This is a genomic window from Sediminimonas qiaohouensis DSM 21189 (assembly GCF_000423645.1).
Classification (GTDB): Bacteria; Pseudomonadota; Alphaproteobacteria; order Rhodobacterales; family Rhodobacteraceae; genus Sediminimonas; species Sediminimonas qiaohouensis.
Genome location: NZ_AUIJ01000025.1, coordinates 24,561 through 40,519 on the forward strand (window position 1 = coordinate 24,561; position 15,959 = coordinate 40,519).

Here is a 15,959-nt window from a genome sequence, read left to right on the forward strand (position 1 = left end):
ATCTATGGTCGTGCATTTCGACCATCAGACTCCAGCGTTTCGCGTAAACCGCGAATGCGCCGCGGGATCGCCCGGGGCGGAGCGCGCGGCGTGCTTTTCCCAAGTAGTCTTGCGGTGTTTCTGCCAAGGCGCGTGTGGGAGCCATGCAAATGGGTTGGCGCTTGACAGCTGGACAATGGCCTGCCTAACGTTTGTTAGGGATGGCGCGGATTCGAGAATGACCAAGGAAAACCTTCAATCTGACACGACGCGGGACCGGGTTTTGAGCACCTCGGCCGGTCTTTTTTGCCAGCATGGTTATGCCGGGGTGTCGATGCGAAAAATCGCGGAAAGCTGCGATATGAAGGCGGGAAGCCTCTACTATCACTTTGCGTCAAAGGATGAGATCCTCATCGAGGTGCTGAACATGGGCATCGAGAGGGTTCATGCCGCGGTCGCTACGGCCCTGAGTGAAAGCGCGGGGACGGCATCGGCGTTCGACAGGCTCCGGCATGCGATATCGGGGCACCTGCATGCGCTTTTGGAATACAGCTCTTTCACATCTGCCAATGTGCGCATCTTTCGCCAGGTTCCGGAGGCGGTCCAGCACAGCACGCTTGAGACGCGCCGCCGATACGAGGCGCTGTGGGACGGGTTCCTGGGCGATCTGAAGGCCGAGGGGCATTTGCGCAGCGATGTCGATATCCGCAGCTTTCGGTTGATGTTGATCGGTGCGCTGAACGCGACGCTGGACTGGTTCGACCCCGCGCCGGGGGACATTTCCGAGTTGGCCGATCGCTACGCCGACATGCTGGCCAACGGCATTCTTGTGGGGCCGCAATCATGACGGGATTTCAGACCAGGGTTCAGACGCAAAGCGCCGAGTTCGAAGAGAACCGGGCGGCCAATTACGCGTTGATTTCCCAGCTTAAGACCCGAATGGCCGAGGTCGTCGCCGGAGGCGCGGAGCGCCTGCGCCAGCGGCATGCCGAGCGCGGCAAGCTGTTGGTGCGCGACCGGATCGACCGGGTGATTGATCCGGGCACGGCGTTTCTGGAGTTGTCGCCGCTGGCGGCCTGGGAGCAGTATGGCGGCGATGTGAACGCCGCCGGTATCGTCACCGGGGTCGGCATCGTGCATGGCCGGCCGGTCGTGATCATCGCCAATGACGCAACCGTCAAGGGCGGCAGCTTTTTCCACGAGACCGTCAAGAAACACCTGCGCGCGCAGGAGATCGCCGAGGCAAACCGTTTGCCGTGCCTTTACCTGGTGGATTGCGGCGGGGCCTATCTGCCCGAACAGGACCGGGTGTTTCCCGACCGCGATCATTTCGGAAATGCATTCCACCGGCAATGCCAGATGTCGGCACAGGGATTACCGCAGATTTCGGTCGTATTCGGGGGGTGCACGGCGGGCGGGGCTTATATTCCGGCGCTGTCCGATCAGGTCATCATGGTGCGCGGTAATGCGCGCATCCATCTTGGCGGGCCGTCGATCGTCAAGGTCGCGATCAACGAAGACATAGATGGCGAGGCCCTTGGCGGGGCCGAGATGCACACAAACGTGTCGGGCGTCTCGGATCATCTGGCGGAGACCGAAGAGCAGGGCCTTGCACTGGCGCGCAGGCTGCTGCGTGATGTGAATGTCGAGCGGGTACCGGTTTCGGCTGACGCGGCCACGGCGCCAAGCAACCCGGCGTCCGAGATAGCAGGCATCATCAGCGCGGATGCGAAAACTCCCTATGACGTGCGCGAGCTGTTGTTGCGGCTTGTCGATGGCGGCGACTTCCAGGAGTTCAAGCCCAACTGGGGAGAAACCCTTGTCTGTGCCACGGCACGGATTCACGGCATGAGGGTTGGCATATTGGGCAACAACGGCGCGCTATTGTCGGAAAGTGCGCTTAAGGCCGCGCATTTCATCTCCATGTGCGATCAAAGGGGTATCCCGCTGTTGTTTCTGCAAAACATCACCGGGTTCATGGTCGGCTCCGAGGCGGAGCGCGGGGGCATCGCCAAGAACAGCGCCAAGATGGTTTATGCCATGTCAACCGCGCGCGTGCCGCGCCTGACCGTGGTCGTCGGCGGCTCTTACGGGGCGGGCAATTACGGCATGTGCGGGCGGGGTTTCCGGCCCGATTTCCTGTTCGCGTGGCCGACAGCCAAGGTTGCCACGATGTCCGCCGATATCGCGTCGAACGTGCTGCTGGAGCTCAGGCGCAGCAATTACAGCCTGCCGGAGGCGTCCGACGAGGAGCTTGGCGAGATCGACGCGCGCACCCGCGCGCAGTATGCCGAGCAGAGCGATCCGTATTATGCCACCTCCCGGCTATGGGATGACGGCTTGATCGCGCCAGAGCAAACCCGCGAGGTTGTCGCGCTTTGCCTGTGGCTTGTCCTGAGCCGACCGGAGGCACGCGGGCACACCCCTGTTTTCCGGATGTGAGGCAATACCATGACCTACCAGACCCTGACGCTTGAAGTGGACGCACGCGGTGTTGCCACGATCATCATGAACCGGCCCGATAGCCACAACGCCCTAAACCGGGCGCTGATTACCGAGCTTCACGCGGTGGCGCATGAATTGGCGCGGGACGATAGCGTTCGGGTGGTGGTGCTGACCGGTGCTGGCAAGAGCTTTTGCGCCGGGGGCGATATCGGGTGGTTTTTTGAGACGCTGTCGCTGGATCGCGCCGGGCGCATCGCCGAAAGTAGCGCCCTGGCCGAGATGCTGCGCGCGCTGAACGATCTGCCCAAGCCGCTTGTCGGGCGGATCAACGGCGCGGCCTATGGGGGCGGTGCCGGTATGATTTCGGTCTGCGACATCGCCGTGGCGGTGCAATCGGCCCGCTTTGGCCTGACCGAGGTGCGGTTGGGGCTGATCCCTGCAAATATCTCGCCCTACGTGGTGGCGCGGATTGGCGCGGCGCGGGCGCGCTCGGTCATGCTGTCGGGGGCCGCGTTCGGGGCCGACCGGGCCTGCGCCATCGGGCTGGTGGACGAGGTGGCCGAGGATGTGGGCGCGCTCGATCAAGCGGTTGACGCGTGCGTGGCCTCCCACCTCGAGGCGTCGCTTAGCGCGGTCGCGGCCACGAAACGGCTGATTGCCTACGTGGACAGCTTTGATGGAGAGGCCGTGCGGGACTACACCGCCGAGGCGTTGGCAGATGCGTGGGAGTCCGAGGACGGGCGCGAGGGGATCGCCAGTTTCATCGAAAAGCGGCGGCCAAGATGGAGGTCGGACGCATGACGATCCGCACCCTGCTTGTCGCCAACCGGGGCGAAATCGCCCGGCGCATCATCCGCACCGCGCGCAGCATGGGGGTGCGCACCGTGGCCGTCTATTCGGATGCCGACCGCGAGGCCCCCCATGTGCAAGAGGCCGATGCCGCCTATCACATAGGCCCGGCCGAGGCGGTGCACAGCTACCTGGATGGCAACCGGATAATCGAGGTCGCGCTGAGGGCGGGCGCGGATGCGGTGCATCCGGGCTATGGGTTCCTGTCCGAGTCTGCCGGGTTCGCCGCGGCGTGCGAGGCGGCGGGGGTGCGGTTCGTGGGGCCACCAGCCGAGGTGATACGCCTGATGGGCTCCAAGATCGAGGCCAAGGGCAGGGCGGTTGCGGCGGGCGTGCCGGTGGTTCCCGGCTATAACGGTGAGGATCAATCCGATGACACTCTATGCGCGCAAGCGGAGAGGATCGGCTTTCCCCTGCTTGTCAAAGCCAGCGCCGGCGGCGGCGGTCGGGGAATGCGTATCGTGCAGAAGGCCAGCGATGTGCGCGCGGCATTGGCCGCCGCCCGCTCTGAGGCGCAGGCCGGTTTCGGGGACGCGTCGCTGCTACTGGAGCGGTATGTGGAAAAGGCGCGCCATATCGAGGTGCAGGTTCTGGGCGATGCGCATGGCAATGTCGTGCATGCGTTCGAGCGGGATTGCTCATTGCAGCGCAACCACCAGAAAGTCATCGAAGAGGCCCCCGCCCCCGGCCTGCCCGAGGCGCTGCGGCAGGATATACTAACGAGCGCGGTGCAACTGGCGCGTTTCATCGGCTATCAGAATGCCGGCACGGTGGAATACCTGCTCGACGATGACAGCGGCGAGTTCTTCTTTCTCGAGATGAACACCCGGCTGCAGGTTGAGCACCCTGTGACTGAGGCGGTTACCGGGCTGGACCTGGTTGAATGCCAGATCCGGGTGGCTGGCGGCGCGCCGCTTGGCGTGCAACAGCACGATATCGCCTGCCGCGGTTGGGCCATCGAGGCACGTGTCGCCGCCGAGGATCCGGCGGCGGGTTATTGCCCGGAAACCGGGGTTATCTCGGCCTACTGCGCGCCGGAGACGTGTCGCACCGATAGCGGGGTCGAGACCGGATCGGTCGTATCGCATCACTACGATTCGATGCTGGCAAAGGTGATCGCCCATGCCGGGAATCGCAGGGCCGCGATTGAAAGGCTGGCGGCGGGCCTGTCGCGGATGCGTCTGGATGGACTTGTCACGAACCTGGGGTTCCTGGCCGATCTCTTGCGTGCGCCGGCGTTTCAAGAGGGGCGCCATCACACCGGCACGATTTCCGCCCATTTCCCGGGTGGCTGGCGCCCGCGTGCAATAGGCGGATCGCTACGCGCCACGGCGGTTCTGGCACGGTACTTGGCGGACCGGCCCATGGCGGCGGACCCCTGGCATGCGATCGGGGCCTGGCGGGCCGTTCGCGTTGGCGGGCGGTCCGGGATGGCGGTTTACTACCTCGATCATCAGCCGGCCGAGATCCGAGAGACTGCCGATGGCTGGACCGTGACGCTGACAGGCGAGCCGCCACATGGGTTTGCCCACGTCTCGGCGGCGCCGGGGCGGATTATTCATGAACAGGGCGGTCAGCGGCACGCCGTGGACTATGCCGTTCAAGGTGCGGACGTGACGATGAAGACCGAGGCGGGCCGGTTTTCCGTCAAGGTCGAGACAGGCGAGGAGGCGTTCCTTGTCGAGACAGGCGGCAGCGCCAGCGCGGGACGGGAAATCAGGGCGCCGATGCCGGGCCTGATCGTCGAGCTGCTGCACGCCCCCGGTGCCACCCTGAGCAAGGGTGATCCGGTGGTGGTGATAGAGGCCATGAAGCTGCTGCAAACCCTGACCGCACCTTGTGACGGCGTGCTGAGCGAGACCCCACACCAACCCGGAGAAACGGTTCAGAAGCAGTCGATCCTGGCTGTTTTTGACCCGGAGGAGACCCCGACATGAGCCACCATCTTTTCCTGACCCAAGAACACGAGATGCTGCGCGACCAAGTGCGCCGGTTCATCGCCGAAAAGGTTCATCCCGCCGCGGACTCGTGGGAAAAGGACGGGTGCGTTCCGCGTGACATCCTGCGCCAGATGGGGGATCTGGGGTTCCTCGGTATCCGTTACCCTGAGGAGTATGGCGGCAGCGCCATGGACACGCGCGCAACCGCCGTGCTGGCCGAGGAGTTGGGCCGGTCCACCTATGCCGGTTTTGCGATCACGGCGTTGGTGCATACCGACATGGCATCGGTGCACCTTTACAACGCAGGCACCCAAGCGCAGAGGGCGGAGCACATGCCCGATATCATCGCGGGGCGAAAGATCGTCGCGGTGGCGGTGACCGAGCCCGACGCGGGATCGGACGTCAAAAGCATTCGCACCATGGCCAGGCGCGACGGCGATGACTTCGTGCTGAACGGCGCCAAGATGTTCATTACCAACGGGGTTCACGCCGATCTCTATTGCGTGGCCGCCAAAACAGACACCCAAGGCCCCGCCAGCCAGTCGGTGACCATTTTCCTGGTGGAAAAGGGCACGCCGGGGTTTTCCGTCAGTCGCGCGCTGGACAAGCACGGCTGGTGCTCTTCGGATACGGCCGAGCTGTCGTTCCAGGAATGCCGCATCCCGGCCGAAAACATCCTCGGGCAGGAGGGAAAGGGCTTTTACAGCATCATGAAGAACTTCCAGAACGAACGGATCGTTCTGGGCGCCATGGCAATGGGGGAGGCGCAAGCGGCGCTGGACCTGACGCTTGACTATGTGAAAACCCGCCAGGCCTTTGGCGCCCCGCTATGGTCGAAAGAGGCGATCCGGCAGCGCCTGTCGATGCTATCCGCGCGGGTCACCGCCGCGCGTCAACTGGTCTATGCAACCGCCGCCCGCGATGCCGCGGGCGAAGACGTGGTAAAAGAGGTCTCCATGCTCAAGGCGCTGTGCGGGGAGCTGGTGAATGACGTCATGTATGATTGCGTGCAGTTTCATGGTGGCACCGGCTACATGCGCGGAAGCGCCATTGAGCGAATGGCCCGCGATGCCCGGGTGCAGTCGATCGGCGGGGGAGCCACGGAAGTCATGCTTGAAGAGGTGGCAAAACGCCTCTGACGGCCGCAGCATGAGACACGGGCTGGTGGGCACCTTGGGGAGCCGTGCAGCACTCTCGTTCAACGCGCTCGGGTCGGGCGGCAATAGCGTCAGGAGGGGGCATAGACACCGCCGCCAGAGGCCGCCGCGAGCTTTTCCTGTTTCGCAAAGGGGCTGAGGCCCAGCCACGATTGCATGGAGTCGGTGAGATCGGTGTTTCCCATCATCGAAATCGCCCCGTCGTCCACCGCGCGCGCGACGGATCTCAGGCCCATCCAGATCTCGGTCATCGTGCGCAGATCGACGTTGATGAAGAGATCCACGTCGAAGCCTGGATCGACATGGCACAGGTCCACGCTTTGGTCTGGCTCAACGATGAGCCACCAGTTGCGCTGAGAGGGGGGGAGCTCGGGGTAGATGAACTCGATCACCGTCTGCCGCTTTGGAACCGGATCGGTGTCGAGGTTACGCCGCATGTCCCACATCAGCAGCTCGGGATCGAGGTTGTCGAGCGAGGGCTCGGTCTCGACCCATTTCTGCCCCCACATACCGATGGCTTCGATCACGGGCTGCAAGTCTTGCCCCGCAGGGGTGAGGCGGTAGGCGGCGGCGTCGGGTCCGTCGGGACGTTGATCGCGCTCCACGACGCCGGCGGCTTCCAACTCGCGCAGGCGTTTTGATAGCAACGCTGGCGACATGCGCGGCACGCCGCGGCGCAGCTCGTTAAAGCGGGTGGAGCCGGCGATAAGCTCACGCAGCAACACCACCGTCCAGCGCGTGCACAGGATCTCCGCCGCCATCGCGACGGGGCAAAACTGTTTGTAGCTCGCATTCGTCATCGTGGCCTCCCTGTTCAAGGTATCCCGATCCTACCAGCGACGCCGCGCACCTGGCTAGTTCAGAAACTGTATTGGCCGAGGTTCAGTTCGTGAACTGGCCGCGGGGCGCACGGGGGTGGCAGGCTGCGTGTATCGGATCGGTCCGATGGCACCCAAGGCAACGCAACTTGCGAGGAGAAAGACATGCCACTTGTGGACATTCAGTTGATCGAGGGCGTCTTTGACGCCGCCCAGAAACGGCAGATGATCGAGGAGGTGACCGAAACGATGGTCGGCATCGAGGGCGAGGCCATGCGCGGCGTGACCTGGGTCCGCGTGCAGGAGATCGCAAGCGGTGAATGGGGGATCGGAGGAAAACCCATGACCGCCGCCGATGTGAAAGGCGCGCCGGCGGAGCCGGCTTGAGCCTTGTGCTGATCGCACGGGCGCAATCAGACATGACCAGGAAGGAGCGCAACATGACGACATCTCTGGCGGAGCAAATCAGCACCGTTTCCCTCTATGAGCGGTTGGGCGCGTCTGCCGGGATCAGGCGGATCATCGACGGAATGGTCGATGCCCATCTGCAAAACCCGGTCATTCAGGCCCGGTTTCTGCCCTATCTCAATGAGCCCGAACGCGTGGAAGAGATCAAGCAGCACACCTGCACCTTCTTTGCCGTGCATTCGGGCGGTCCGGGATCCTACAGCGGGCGCAGCATGACGGAGGCGCACCGGGGGATGAACATCAGCGATACAGAGTACATGGCCGCAATCGACGACATCCTGAGCACGATGGAGGCGCAGGGCCATGACCGGAAAACCCGAGACGAGGTTTTGGCGCTTCTCAATGCGCTGAAGCCCGAAATCACCAACGTTTGAAATACGTGGCCGGTTTGACGGCCAACAGACCAAGGGAGGCGTTCGAGATCATGGACAGTTCGATCGAGGTAAGACGGTTCGAGAGCCCCGACGAGGCGCTCGACATGAAGGAGAACGGCGGGATCGACATCGTCCGGATGGGCGACGGGACGGCCGGGATGTACGCGGTCTTTGAGCCCGGATGGACCTGGGAAAAGGATGAAAAGCCATTGCTCGGATCACCTGACACCTGCCCGATGCGTCACACCGGCTATTGCATCGATGGCAAGCTGGTGGTGCGCATGGTCGAGACGGGCGTTGAAACGCCGATCACGAAGGGCGACTTCTTCGAGATCCCGCCGGGTCACGACGCATATGTTGAAGGGGCGCAGCGGGTCGAATTGATCATGTTCGAGGCGCCAGCACACGAGCACTAGCAACTGTATTTCTCAAGCGGGCAGAGTGACCCATTTCTGGCGAGATTTGCAGAGTGCGTTGACGATTGTGACGAGCTTTCGCGTAACGGATGAGGTCTCAGGCGGCGAGGCCAATGGGCGCTTCTGTGCGACTGGTTGCTTCAGTGGAAATCCCGGCTTGGAAACAGCCTTTTTGCCTGCTCCCTGGGGTGCCGGGCCGTTGGTTGGGCGTTGCTGGTGTGCTGCGGTGCATCGGCCGAATGGCCCAGGGATGAGAGCATCGGCGACAGATCCTCGATCCGTTCGGCGATCAGGTGCGTGACCTGGCCCTCGCGCTCGATCCGGCCGGTGACGCGCAGGAGCCGCCCGGCGATCACTGCCTTGCGGAACGCCTCGTAGACCTTGCGCCAAACCACGATGTTGGACACGCCGGTTTCGTCCTCCAACGTCAGGAAGACCACGCCGGAGGCGGTGCCGGGGCGCTGGCGGGTGATGACGAGGCCGGTGACGGTGATCCGCCCCTTCGCGTGCCCCAGCCGCTCGTGGGGCGTGCTTTCGGGCAGGCGTGGGCGCAGAAGCTCCAGCGGATGGGCGCGCAGGGAAAGGCGCAGGGACAGGTAGTCCTCGATCATCTCCTGCCCGAGCGTCATCGCGGGCAGGGTGGCCTGCGGTTCACCCCCGCCTTCGCCCTCCGTGCCAAATAGCGGCAACGGCTTGGGCGCCCGCAACGCGCGTGCGGCCCAGAGCGCATCGCGGCGCGTGAGGCCGATGCCGGCGAAGGCATCCGCCTCGGCCAGCCGCTCCAGCGCATCGGGATGAACACCGGCTCGGCGCCAGAGGCTCTCGACATCCGCGTAGCCATTGCCGCGCGCGGCGGCGATCCATGCGGCATCTTCCTCGCGCATGCCCTTGATCTGGCGAAACCCCAGCCGCAGGGCCAGCCCGCCATCGGCGCGCGGCTCCAGCGTGCAGTCCCAGGTGGAGTGGTTCACCGAGACGGGGCGCACCTCGACGCCATGATCGCGGGCATCGCGCACAAGCTGTGCCGGTGCGTAGAACCCCATCGGCTGGCTGTTGAGCAGCGCGCAGGTGAACGCCGCCGGGTGATGGCACTTGAGCCAGGCAGAGATATAGACCAGCCGCGCGAAGCTTGCTGCGTGGCTTTCGGGGAAGCCGTATGAGCCGAAGCCCTCGATCTGTGCAAAACAGCGCGCGGCGAAGTCCGCCTCGTAGCCGCGGGACAGCATCCCCGAGATGAAACGCTCGCGAAAGGCGCCGATCGTGCCCATCCGCTTGAAGGTGGCAAGCGAGCGGCGCAGCCGATCTGCCTCGGCCGCAGAAAAGCCGGCGGCGACCACGGCGATCTGCATCGCCTGCTCCTGAAACAGGGGCACGCCATAGGTGCGGCCCAGAACCTCCATCATCGCGGCGCCGAGATCCTCGACCTTCTCGCGGCCCTGACGGCGGCTGATGAAGGGATGGACCATGCCGCCCTGGATCGGGCCGGGCCGAATGATGGCCACCTCGCAGACCAGGTCGTAGAACGTGCGCGGCTGCATCCGGGGCAGGAAGTTCAGTTGCGCGCGGCTTTCCACCTGGAACACCCCGATCGCATCGGCGCGGCACAGCATGTCATAAACGGTGCTGTCCTCGGGCGGCACATTGGCCAGCGTCAGCTCCAGTCCGCGGTGATCGGCCAGCAGCCCGAACGCCTTGCGGATGCAGGTCAGCATACCGAGCGCGAGCACATCGACCTTCAGAAGACCGAGCGCATCGATGTCGTCCTTGTCCCATTCGATGATGGTGCGGTCGTCCATCGCCGCGTTCTCGATGGGACACAGCTCGTCGAGCCGTCCCTGGGTGATGACGAAGCCGCCCACATGCTGGCTCAGGTGCCGGGGAAAGCCGATGATCTCCCCGATCAGTTTCGTAGCCAGCATCACGCGGTCGTCTGCCGGATCAACCCCGGCATCGCGCAGGCGGTCCTCGTTCGGGGCGCTGGCGGACCAGCCCCAGATCTGGCCCGAGAGCCGGGCGACCACGTCCCGAGACAGCCCCATCACCTTGCCGACCTCGCGGATCGCGGCGCGCGAGCGGAAATGGATCACCGTTGCGGTCAGCCCGGCGCGATGGCGGCCATAGCGCTCATAGATCCACTGGATCACCTCTTCGCGGCGCTCGTGTTCGAAATCCACGTCGATATCGGGAGGCTCTCCGCGCTCCTTCGAGATGAACCGCTCGAAGATCAGGGTGATGCTTTCGGGCGGCACCTCGGTCACGCCCAGCAGGTAGCAGACCACCGAATTGGCCGCCGATCCGCGCCCCTGGCAGAGAATGCCCTTCGAGCGGGCAAACTGCACGATGTCATGGACCGTCAGGAAATAGGGCGCATATCCCATCTCGGCGATGAGCCTGAGCTCTTTGTCGACGCGCGCGGTGATCTTCGACGGTGGCCCGTCGGGATAGCGCCAGCGCAGGCCGTCACGCGAGAGCCGCTCGAGGCGCGCCTGTGCGGGCTCGCCGTCCTGCGCCTCGTCGGGATATTGATAGCGCAGATCGTCGAGACGAAAGGCACATTGGTCCGCGATCTCCAGCGTTCGGCGGATCGCGGCCGGGAACCGATGGAACATCCGCGCCATCTCGGCCCCGGATTTGAGCCGATGCTCGCCATGGGTCAGGCGGCGCTCGCCTATATTGTCGATGGTGCATCCGAGGCGAAGGCACGTCAGCACATCGGCCAGCGGACGGCGCGCCGAGCGGTGCATGCTCACCTCGCCGGCCGCGACCATCGGCAGCCCGGTTGCCTGCGCAATCTGCGCCAGCCGCTCGAAGCGCAGCGGGTCGCGCCCGTCATAGAGCGGCGCCGCGCCCAGAAAGCACTGGCCGGGAAAGCTGCGCAGCATGTGGCGCAACTCGCGCGTCACATCCGCGCTGGCCGGCGTCTCCAGCGGGTCGGGCGGCAGGGCGATCAGCACCATATCGCGCCCGCAGCCCAACAGATCGTCGCGCGTCAGGTGGCAGTGGCCCTTTTCCGCGCGGCGCTTGCCGAGGGACAACAGCCGTGTCAGCCGCGACCAGGCGGCCGCATCGGTCGGCAGCGCCAGCCAATCCGTATCGCTGTCGGTGAGCACCAGCCGCGCGCCGGGGATCAACCTTGGCAGCGGCATGTCGGGCGGGATCTGCAGCTGAGCCTCAAGCGAGCCGTATTGGCTCGTCTGGCGGCTCGAGTGATCGGTGACCTGCCGGGAGCGGATTGCTGGTCCATCCTGCGCGCCGTCGGCGGCCGCGCGCGCCTCTTCGCGCAGGCGGGTCAGTTCCTTCAGCGCCGAGAAGGCCCGCACCACGCCCGCGACCGAGTTCCGGTCGGTGATGGCGATGGCGGCAAGGCCAAGCTCAGCCGCGCGCGTGACCAGCTCCTCGGGATGCGATGCCCCGGTCAGGAAGGTGAAGTTGCTGGTCACGCACAGCTCTGCATAGGCGGTCATGCGAATTCTCCCTGCACGAACCATGCGCGCGCCGCATCAGGCACCTGCGGCGTATGGAACAGCCACAGCCGCGGCCCCTCGCGTGTCTCGATGCGCCAGTAATCGCGCAGACCCGAGCGCCAGGCCGGATCATCGAGCCACCATTCCGGCGTGATCCGTTCCGGCCCGGTGGCGCGCAGCGTGCTGAACGCCATCCGCCGCCACCGAAATCGCGCGGGGGGATGGCCGGGGTGCGCGATGCCGCCCGCCGTCACCGGCTCGGGTGGAAACACAAGGATCGGACGATCCGGTCCTGTTCGAGGCGGCGGCGCCTCGGGCTCGCTATAAGCTGCCGGTGTCAGCAGGAAGCTGCGCTCGGGGATCTTGCTCTGTGCGGGCGCCAGGCGCAGCACCCGGTCGAACCCCAGCCGGTTGCCAAGCCGCGAGAAGAGGTCGGCCAACGCATCCTCCTGCCGGAGGGCGGCTCGCGCGCCCAGTTGCTCGGGCGGCAGGTGCTCCGTCACATGAGCCGTCAGGCGCATCGCCTCGATGCCGAACCCGGCTTCGACCTCTTCGACGCCTTTGAGAAACAACGCGGCGATCCGCTCGGGATCGCGCATCGCGCGGGCAAGGCCGATCTCGACCTGCGCCGTTTCCCTGTCGAGCCGGTGCAGCTCGAGCCGCAGGCGACGTGCGCCCCGGTCATGATGGGCCAGCTTCTCGCACAGACGCTCCAGCAGGCGCGACACCCCGGTCATCACATCGTCCTGCAAGCCGACCGGCTCCGGCAGGGTCATCCGCACCCCGAAATGCGGCTCTTCGGCCTCCGGCGCGACCGGCTCGGCCTGGCTGCCAAGCGCCTGGTCGAGCCGCAGGACCAGGCCGGGGCCGAAGCGCCGGGCCAGCGGCGCACGCGGCAGCGAGAGAATATCGCCAATCCGGGGCAGTCCCATGCGTGCAAGCGCCTGCGCCGTTTCCGCGTCGATCCGCAGGGCGGAGACCGGCAGGTGCCCGATCGCCTCGGCGAGCCCGCCTTCGGGCACGATGCCGCCGCCATGACGCGCCAGCGCATGGGCTGCCCCGCGCGCGCCGGCGATGGCGCTGAGCGCCGAGAGGCCCGCGCGCTCCAGCCGGGTATGCAGATCGGCGCGCATCTCGTCCTCGCCGCCAAACAGGTGTGGCACCCCGCTGATGTCGGCCATCAGCCCATCCGCGCCGTCCCGTGCCACCATCGGGGAGTATTGCCCGATCCAGCGGCGCAAATGCATCAATGCTGCTGTCTCGCGCGCCAGGTCGGCGGGGCGGGTGGCCAGATCGGGGCAGATCGCCCGGGCATCGGCCAGCGCCATGCCGCGATGAAGGCCTTGCGCCTCGGCGGCCCGGGTCAGGCAATGCAGATGATCGGAGTTCCCTGATCGCAGGATCAGGGCGAAAGGCCCCTCAACAGGGCGTCTCCGCAGCGCCATGTCGCTTGCCAGCCGCGGAAACCAGATGGACAGCAGCCGTCGCGCCATTCCAATGCACGGTCCAGATTCCAGTTGTTCCCTCTTTGTTCTTATTAAGACTCCAGCGGTGCAGAGTCGAGTCCCGATCCTCGCCCGCCACCGGCGCGCACTGCCAGCGGGTCTCGGCGGCATTGCTGCCCTGGCCCGCGCGGATCAGCATCAGCCCGGTGGTCCGGCCCGCTTCGGCCGCCAGTTGCAACCGCCGCCCGGCGGTGAGCGACAGGGGGCTTGACGGCTCGGCGATGACCAGTCCTGCGGCCGGGCTGCGCAGGGCTTCCTCGACCGCCCAGAGCAGGTCGATCTCGCGGCCGGGGCGGATCACATGCAGCCGCTGCCCCACGCCATCGGGCAGGCCGCGCAGCATGGGCAGGTGCGGCGCATGGGCCGCCAGCACCCAGATCAGGGGGCCGGCATGGCGCGCCGCCTGAAGGAGGGCGAAGGCCTGGCGGCCGCGCCCTTCCGCCTCGTGCACGCGCGCCGGGGCAAGGGCGAGGGGATCGGTGGGGGCGGGTTCAGGCGGCATCTTCACGCACCCCTTCGGCAACGATCTTCAGCATGCCGTCCGGCAGCGGGCGCTGTAGCTTCAGCGCCTCCTCGGCCGGGGCCGTCAGCCAGAGCCGCCATTCCCGCGGTGTCGTCAGGATGACGGGCATGGCCCTGGGATGGACGGCGTGCACCTCGGCATTGGGCGGGCAGGTCAGAAAGCCGAACAGGTCCGCCGTCACCTCACCTTCCTTCAGCTTGCGCACCGAGGTCCATTCGGTGCGCAGCCCGGCGAAGAAGGCCAGCGGCCGATCCGCACCAAGCGCGAACCAGACCGGCGAGTTGCGGGGCGCGCCGGCCCGTTTGTCGATCTCGGAAAAACTGGTGAAAGGCACAAGGCATCTGTGCTCCACCCCCAGCCAGCGCCGCCAGTGGGGCGAGGCCACGTTGCGGATATTGGTCACGCCCGGATCGGTGCGCTTGCCCTCGAGGAACTTCGCCGGAGTCGGCATCCCCCACCGCGCCATCGCAAGCTGCCAGCCGCCAGAGGCGCCATGGCGGATGATGGGCGCGGGGTAGTCCGGCCAGATTCCCGCCAGGGGGGGCAGGTTGCCGGTTGTGTCCACCAACTCTTCACCCCCCTCAAGCATGTCGTCGAAGACGTGCCGCATCGCGTCCTGGCTCTTGGTATGGGAATAAAGGTTGCACATCGGCGGCGCTTTCGGCGGGAATCGAAATGGGATCGGTGCGACAAGAACAATGCCAGAACTAGGTGCGCGTTGGAAGTATGCCGCAGCGCCAATTGGCTACAGGGGGCGAGGAATGGCTCGCGTACCTATAATAGTCATACCGCCGGATCCCATGGGACGGTGCGATGTCCTAGAAAGCGCAGGCACGCAGGGCATTTGTCCCGGGTGCTTCTTGATCGCCCGTATCCACGAGCGGCCACGAAGCGTTGTAGGAGCGGTGGCCGTCATCGCCATCTGGACTGCCGCATGCACCGCCTTCGGCATACAATTCCTGAACTGTGACCCGTTCGAGACGCAATCTGAAGGCGCGATCGAGGCCGAGGGCGAAAGAGACCGCAGACGCCAGCGCCGCCACCGTCGAGGGTGAGGCCGAGGGCAACAGCTCCGAGGACGAAGAGGTCACGCATCTGACCGGTCTTGCGTTCATGGAAGGCCACATCCGTGCCGGTCTCGCCCTTTACGTACAGGGCGATATCGCGGCGGCGAAGACACACATGGGTCATCCGATCGAAGGAAAATACGAGGCCGTCGAGGACCAACTGGAAAGCTCTGGCCATGGTGTCTTGGAAGGGCAGATCGAAGCGCTGGCCGCCGAGGCCGAGGCCGATCTGGCTGAGCTCGAGGCTGTGTTCGCCGAAGTATGTGAGACAATGGAAGCTGTGCGTGCGGACTATCCGGCGAACACAGCCTCGAGCGCGATTTCCTCCGGCATGAGCCCTGCGGCCTCGCCCGGCCGATACCCGGTGTTCACCATGCCCAGCAGGATCGCCCGCGCCTCGCCGTTCAGCCCGTCGAGGGCCCCGGGCGAAAGCAACCGCTTGCGGATCCAGTCGTCGCTGAGCGGCGGGCGCGGGGTGCTGTCACTTTCCTTGAAGCTGAACCCCGCGACCGGCAGAGCGATCCCGAGGCGCTTGCGCGCATTGACCAGCTTCAGAACCGCGCCGAGTTGCGTCAGGTCCTTGTTGCCGCTGTTGGGGTCGGCCCCTCGCATTCGATCCGCTCCATCCACCAGTTGCGGAAATCGCCCGTGTCGTCCGCGGTGATTTTGCCGATCGGCTTATCCCCGACCACCGCGATGAAGTTGCGGATCGCCTTCTTGCGTGGGGTTTTCCAACGCCGGACTTAGTCGGCTGACTTATCAAGGACCTGGTGTCCCGGGCCATGTCCCAGTAGAGCTCCAGCGCGCGCCGGCAGGAACCGAACACCCCTTGCCGCGCCCAGATACTGCGCCGCGGCGAACTGGACCTGTCACGTATTTGTGCCGCTCCGAGTGCTCGTTTAAGCCACTTTCCGTTCGAAGGCGACCGGGCTTTTCCAGCCCAATGCTGAGTGT

The 15,959-nt window shown here is 65.4% G+C and carries 14 protein-coding genes; 8 read left to right on the forward strand and 6 right to left on the reverse strand.

Annotated features, from left to right (window positions below; all coding sequences use genetic code 11):
• Positions 1-217 precede the first annotated feature (217 nt).
• The 5 genes from G568_RS0114720 to G568_RS0114740 are packed head-to-tail and all read left to right on the forward strand — an operon-like array spanning position 218 to position 6,352.
• Positions 218-826, forward strand: a complete 609-nt coding sequence (locus G568_RS0114720) for a TetR/AcrR family transcriptional regulator (RefSeq protein ID WP_026758747.1) — start codon at positions 218-220, stop codon at positions 824-826.
• Positions 823-2,421, forward strand: a complete 1,599-nt coding sequence (locus G568_RS0114725) for an acyl-CoA carboxylase subunit beta (RefSeq protein WP_026758748.1) — start codon at positions 823-825, stop codon at positions 2,419-2,421. The genes G568_RS0114720 and G568_RS0114725 overlap by 4 nt, the downstream gene beginning before the upstream one ends.
• A 9-nt stretch (positions 2,422-2,430) precedes the next feature.
• Positions 2,431-3,225 carry a crotonase/enoyl-CoA hydratase family protein gene (locus G568_RS0114730; protein ID WP_026758749.1) on the forward strand — a complete coding sequence of 265 codons (795 nt, stop codon included), beginning with the start codon at positions 2,431-2,433 and terminating at the stop codon, positions 3,223-3,225.
• Positions 3,222-5,210, forward strand: coding sequence for an acetyl/propionyl/methylcrotonyl-CoA carboxylase subunit alpha (locus G568_RS0114735; protein ID WP_026758750.1), 1,989 nt, complete (start codon positions 3,222-3,224; stop codon positions 5,208-5,210). The genes G568_RS0114730 and G568_RS0114735 overlap by 4 nt, the downstream gene beginning before the upstream one ends.
• A complete protein-coding gene (locus G568_RS0114740; protein WP_026758751.1) occupies positions 5,207-6,352 on the forward strand; it encodes an acyl-CoA dehydrogenase family protein in 1,146 nt (381 codons plus the stop codon). Before G568_RS0114735 ends, G568_RS0114740 begins: the two co-directional genes overlap by 4 nt.
• A gap of 89 nt (positions 6,353-6,441) precedes the next feature.
• Here G568_RS0114740 and G568_RS0114745 read toward each other — a convergent pair whose 3' ends face one another.
• Positions 6,442-7,170, reverse strand: a complete 729-nt coding sequence (locus G568_RS0114745) for a winged helix-turn-helix transcriptional regulator (RefSeq protein WP_026758752.1) — start codon at positions 7,168-7,170, stop codon at positions 6,442-6,444.
• A gap of 183 nt (positions 7,171-7,353) precedes the next feature.
• On the opposite strand from G568_RS0114745, the gene G568_RS0114750 reads away from it, so the two are divergent.
• The 3 genes from G568_RS0114750 to G568_RS0114760 are packed head-to-tail and all read left to right on the forward strand — an operon-like array spanning position 7,354 to position 8,446.
• Positions 7,354-7,575 carry a tautomerase family protein gene (locus G568_RS0114750; RefSeq protein ID WP_026758753.1) on the forward strand — a complete coding sequence of 74 codons (222 nt, stop codon included), beginning with the start codon at positions 7,354-7,356 and terminating at the stop codon, positions 7,573-7,575.
• A 53-nt stretch (positions 7,576-7,628) separates the two neighbouring features.
• A complete protein-coding gene (locus tag G568_RS0114755) occupies positions 7,629-8,030 on the forward strand; it encodes a group I truncated hemoglobin (protein ID WP_051203046.1) in 402 nt (133 codons plus the stop codon).
• Positions 8,031-8,080: 50 nt separating this feature from the next.
• Positions 8,081-8,446, forward strand: coding sequence for a cupin domain-containing protein (locus G568_RS0114760; RefSeq protein ID WP_026758755.1), 366 nt, complete (start codon positions 8,081-8,083; stop codon positions 8,444-8,446).
• Between the two features lie 140 nt (positions 8,447-8,586).
• Here the strand turns inward: G568_RS0114760 and G568_RS0114765 are convergent, their stop codons facing one another.
• From G568_RS0114765 to G568_RS19755, 5 genes are all read right to left on the reverse strand, one after another.
• Positions 8,587-11,910: an error-prone DNA polymerase gene (locus G568_RS0114765; protein ID WP_051203044.1), complete on the reverse strand. Its 3,324-nt coding sequence runs from the start codon at positions 11,908-11,910 to the stop codon at positions 8,587-8,589.
• On the reverse strand, positions 11,907-13,355 hold the full coding sequence (locus G568_RS0114770; RefSeq protein WP_245582959.1) for a Y-family DNA polymerase: 1,449 nt from the start codon (positions 13,353-13,355) through the stop codon (positions 11,907-11,909). Before G568_RS0114770 ends, G568_RS0114765 begins: the two co-directional genes overlap by 4 nt.
• The gene (locus G568_RS18975; RefSeq protein WP_037374270.1) at positions 13,330-13,917 is read right to left on the reverse strand and encodes an ImuA family protein; all 588 of its coding nucleotides are present in this window, start codon (positions 13,915-13,917) and stop codon (positions 13,330-13,332) included. Before G568_RS18975 ends, G568_RS0114770 begins: the two co-directional genes overlap by 26 nt.
• Positions 13,907-14,587 carry an SOS response-associated peptidase gene (locus G568_RS0114780; protein WP_026758758.1) on the reverse strand — a complete coding sequence of 227 codons (681 nt, stop codon included), beginning with the start codon at positions 14,585-14,587 and terminating at the stop codon, positions 13,907-13,909. The genes G568_RS18975 and G568_RS0114780 overlap by 11 nt, the downstream gene beginning before the upstream one ends.
• A 709-nt stretch (positions 14,588-15,296) precedes the next feature.
• Positions 15,297-15,617, reverse strand: a complete 321-nt coding sequence (locus tag G568_RS19755; protein ID WP_026758759.1) for a hypothetical protein — start codon at positions 15,615-15,617, stop codon at positions 15,297-15,299.
• Between the last annotated feature and the right edge of the window lie 342 nt (positions 15,618-15,959).

What these genes read in the sequence shown, in the direction of transcription:
- G568_RS0114720 (WP_026758747.1), top strand. Translation starts at nt 218, where the DNA reads ATGACCAAGGAAAACCTTCAATCTGACACGACGCGGGACCGGGTTTTG.
- G568_RS0114725 (WP_026758748.1), top strand. Translation starts at nt 823, where the DNA reads ATGACGGGATTTCAGACCAGGGTTCAGACGCAAAGCGCCGAGTTCGAA.
- G568_RS0114730 (WP_026758749.1), top strand. Translation starts at nt 2,431, where the DNA reads ATGACCTACCAGACCCTGACGCTTGAAGTGGACGCACGCGGTGTTGCC.
- G568_RS0114735 (WP_026758750.1), top strand. Translation starts at nt 3,222, where the DNA reads ATGACGATCCGCACCCTGCTTGTCGCCAACCGGGGCGAAATCGCCCGG.
- G568_RS0114740 (WP_026758751.1), top strand. Translation starts at nt 5,207, where the DNA reads ATGAGCCACCATCTTTTCCTGACCCAAGAACACGAGATGCTGCGCGAC.
- G568_RS0114745 (WP_026758752.1), bottom strand. Translation starts at nt 7,170, where the DNA reads ATGACGAATGCGAGCTACAAACAGTTTTGCCCCGTCGCGATGGCGGCG.
- G568_RS0114750 (WP_026758753.1), top strand. Translation starts at nt 7,354, where the DNA reads ATGCCACTTGTGGACATTCAGTTGATCGAGGGCGTCTTTGACGCCGCC.
- G568_RS0114755 (WP_051203046.1), top strand. Translation starts at nt 7,629, where the DNA reads ATGACGACATCTCTGGCGGAGCAAATCAGCACCGTTTCCCTCTATGAG.
- G568_RS0114760 (WP_026758755.1), top strand. Translation starts at nt 8,081, where the DNA reads ATGGACAGTTCGATCGAGGTAAGACGGTTCGAGAGCCCCGACGAGGCG.
- G568_RS0114765 (WP_051203044.1), bottom strand. Translation starts at nt 11,910, where the DNA reads ATGACCGCCTATGCAGAGCTGTGCGTGACCAGCAACTTCACCTTCCTG.
- G568_RS0114770 (WP_245582959.1), bottom strand. Translation starts at nt 13,355, where the DNA reads ATGGCGCTGCGGAGACGCCCTGTTGAGGGGCCTTTCGCCCTGATCCTG.
- G568_RS18975 (WP_037374270.1), bottom strand. Translation starts at nt 13,917, where the DNA reads ATGCCGCCTGAACCCGCCCCCACCGATCCCCTCGCCCTTGCCCCGGCG.
- G568_RS0114780 (WP_026758758.1), bottom strand. Translation starts at nt 14,587, where the DNA reads ATGTGCAACCTTTATTCCCATACCAAGAGCCAGGACGCGATGCGGCAC.
- G568_RS19755 (WP_026758759.1), bottom strand. Translation starts at nt 15,617, where the DNA reads ATGCGAGGGGCCGACCCCAACAGCGGCAACAAGGACCTGACGCAACTC.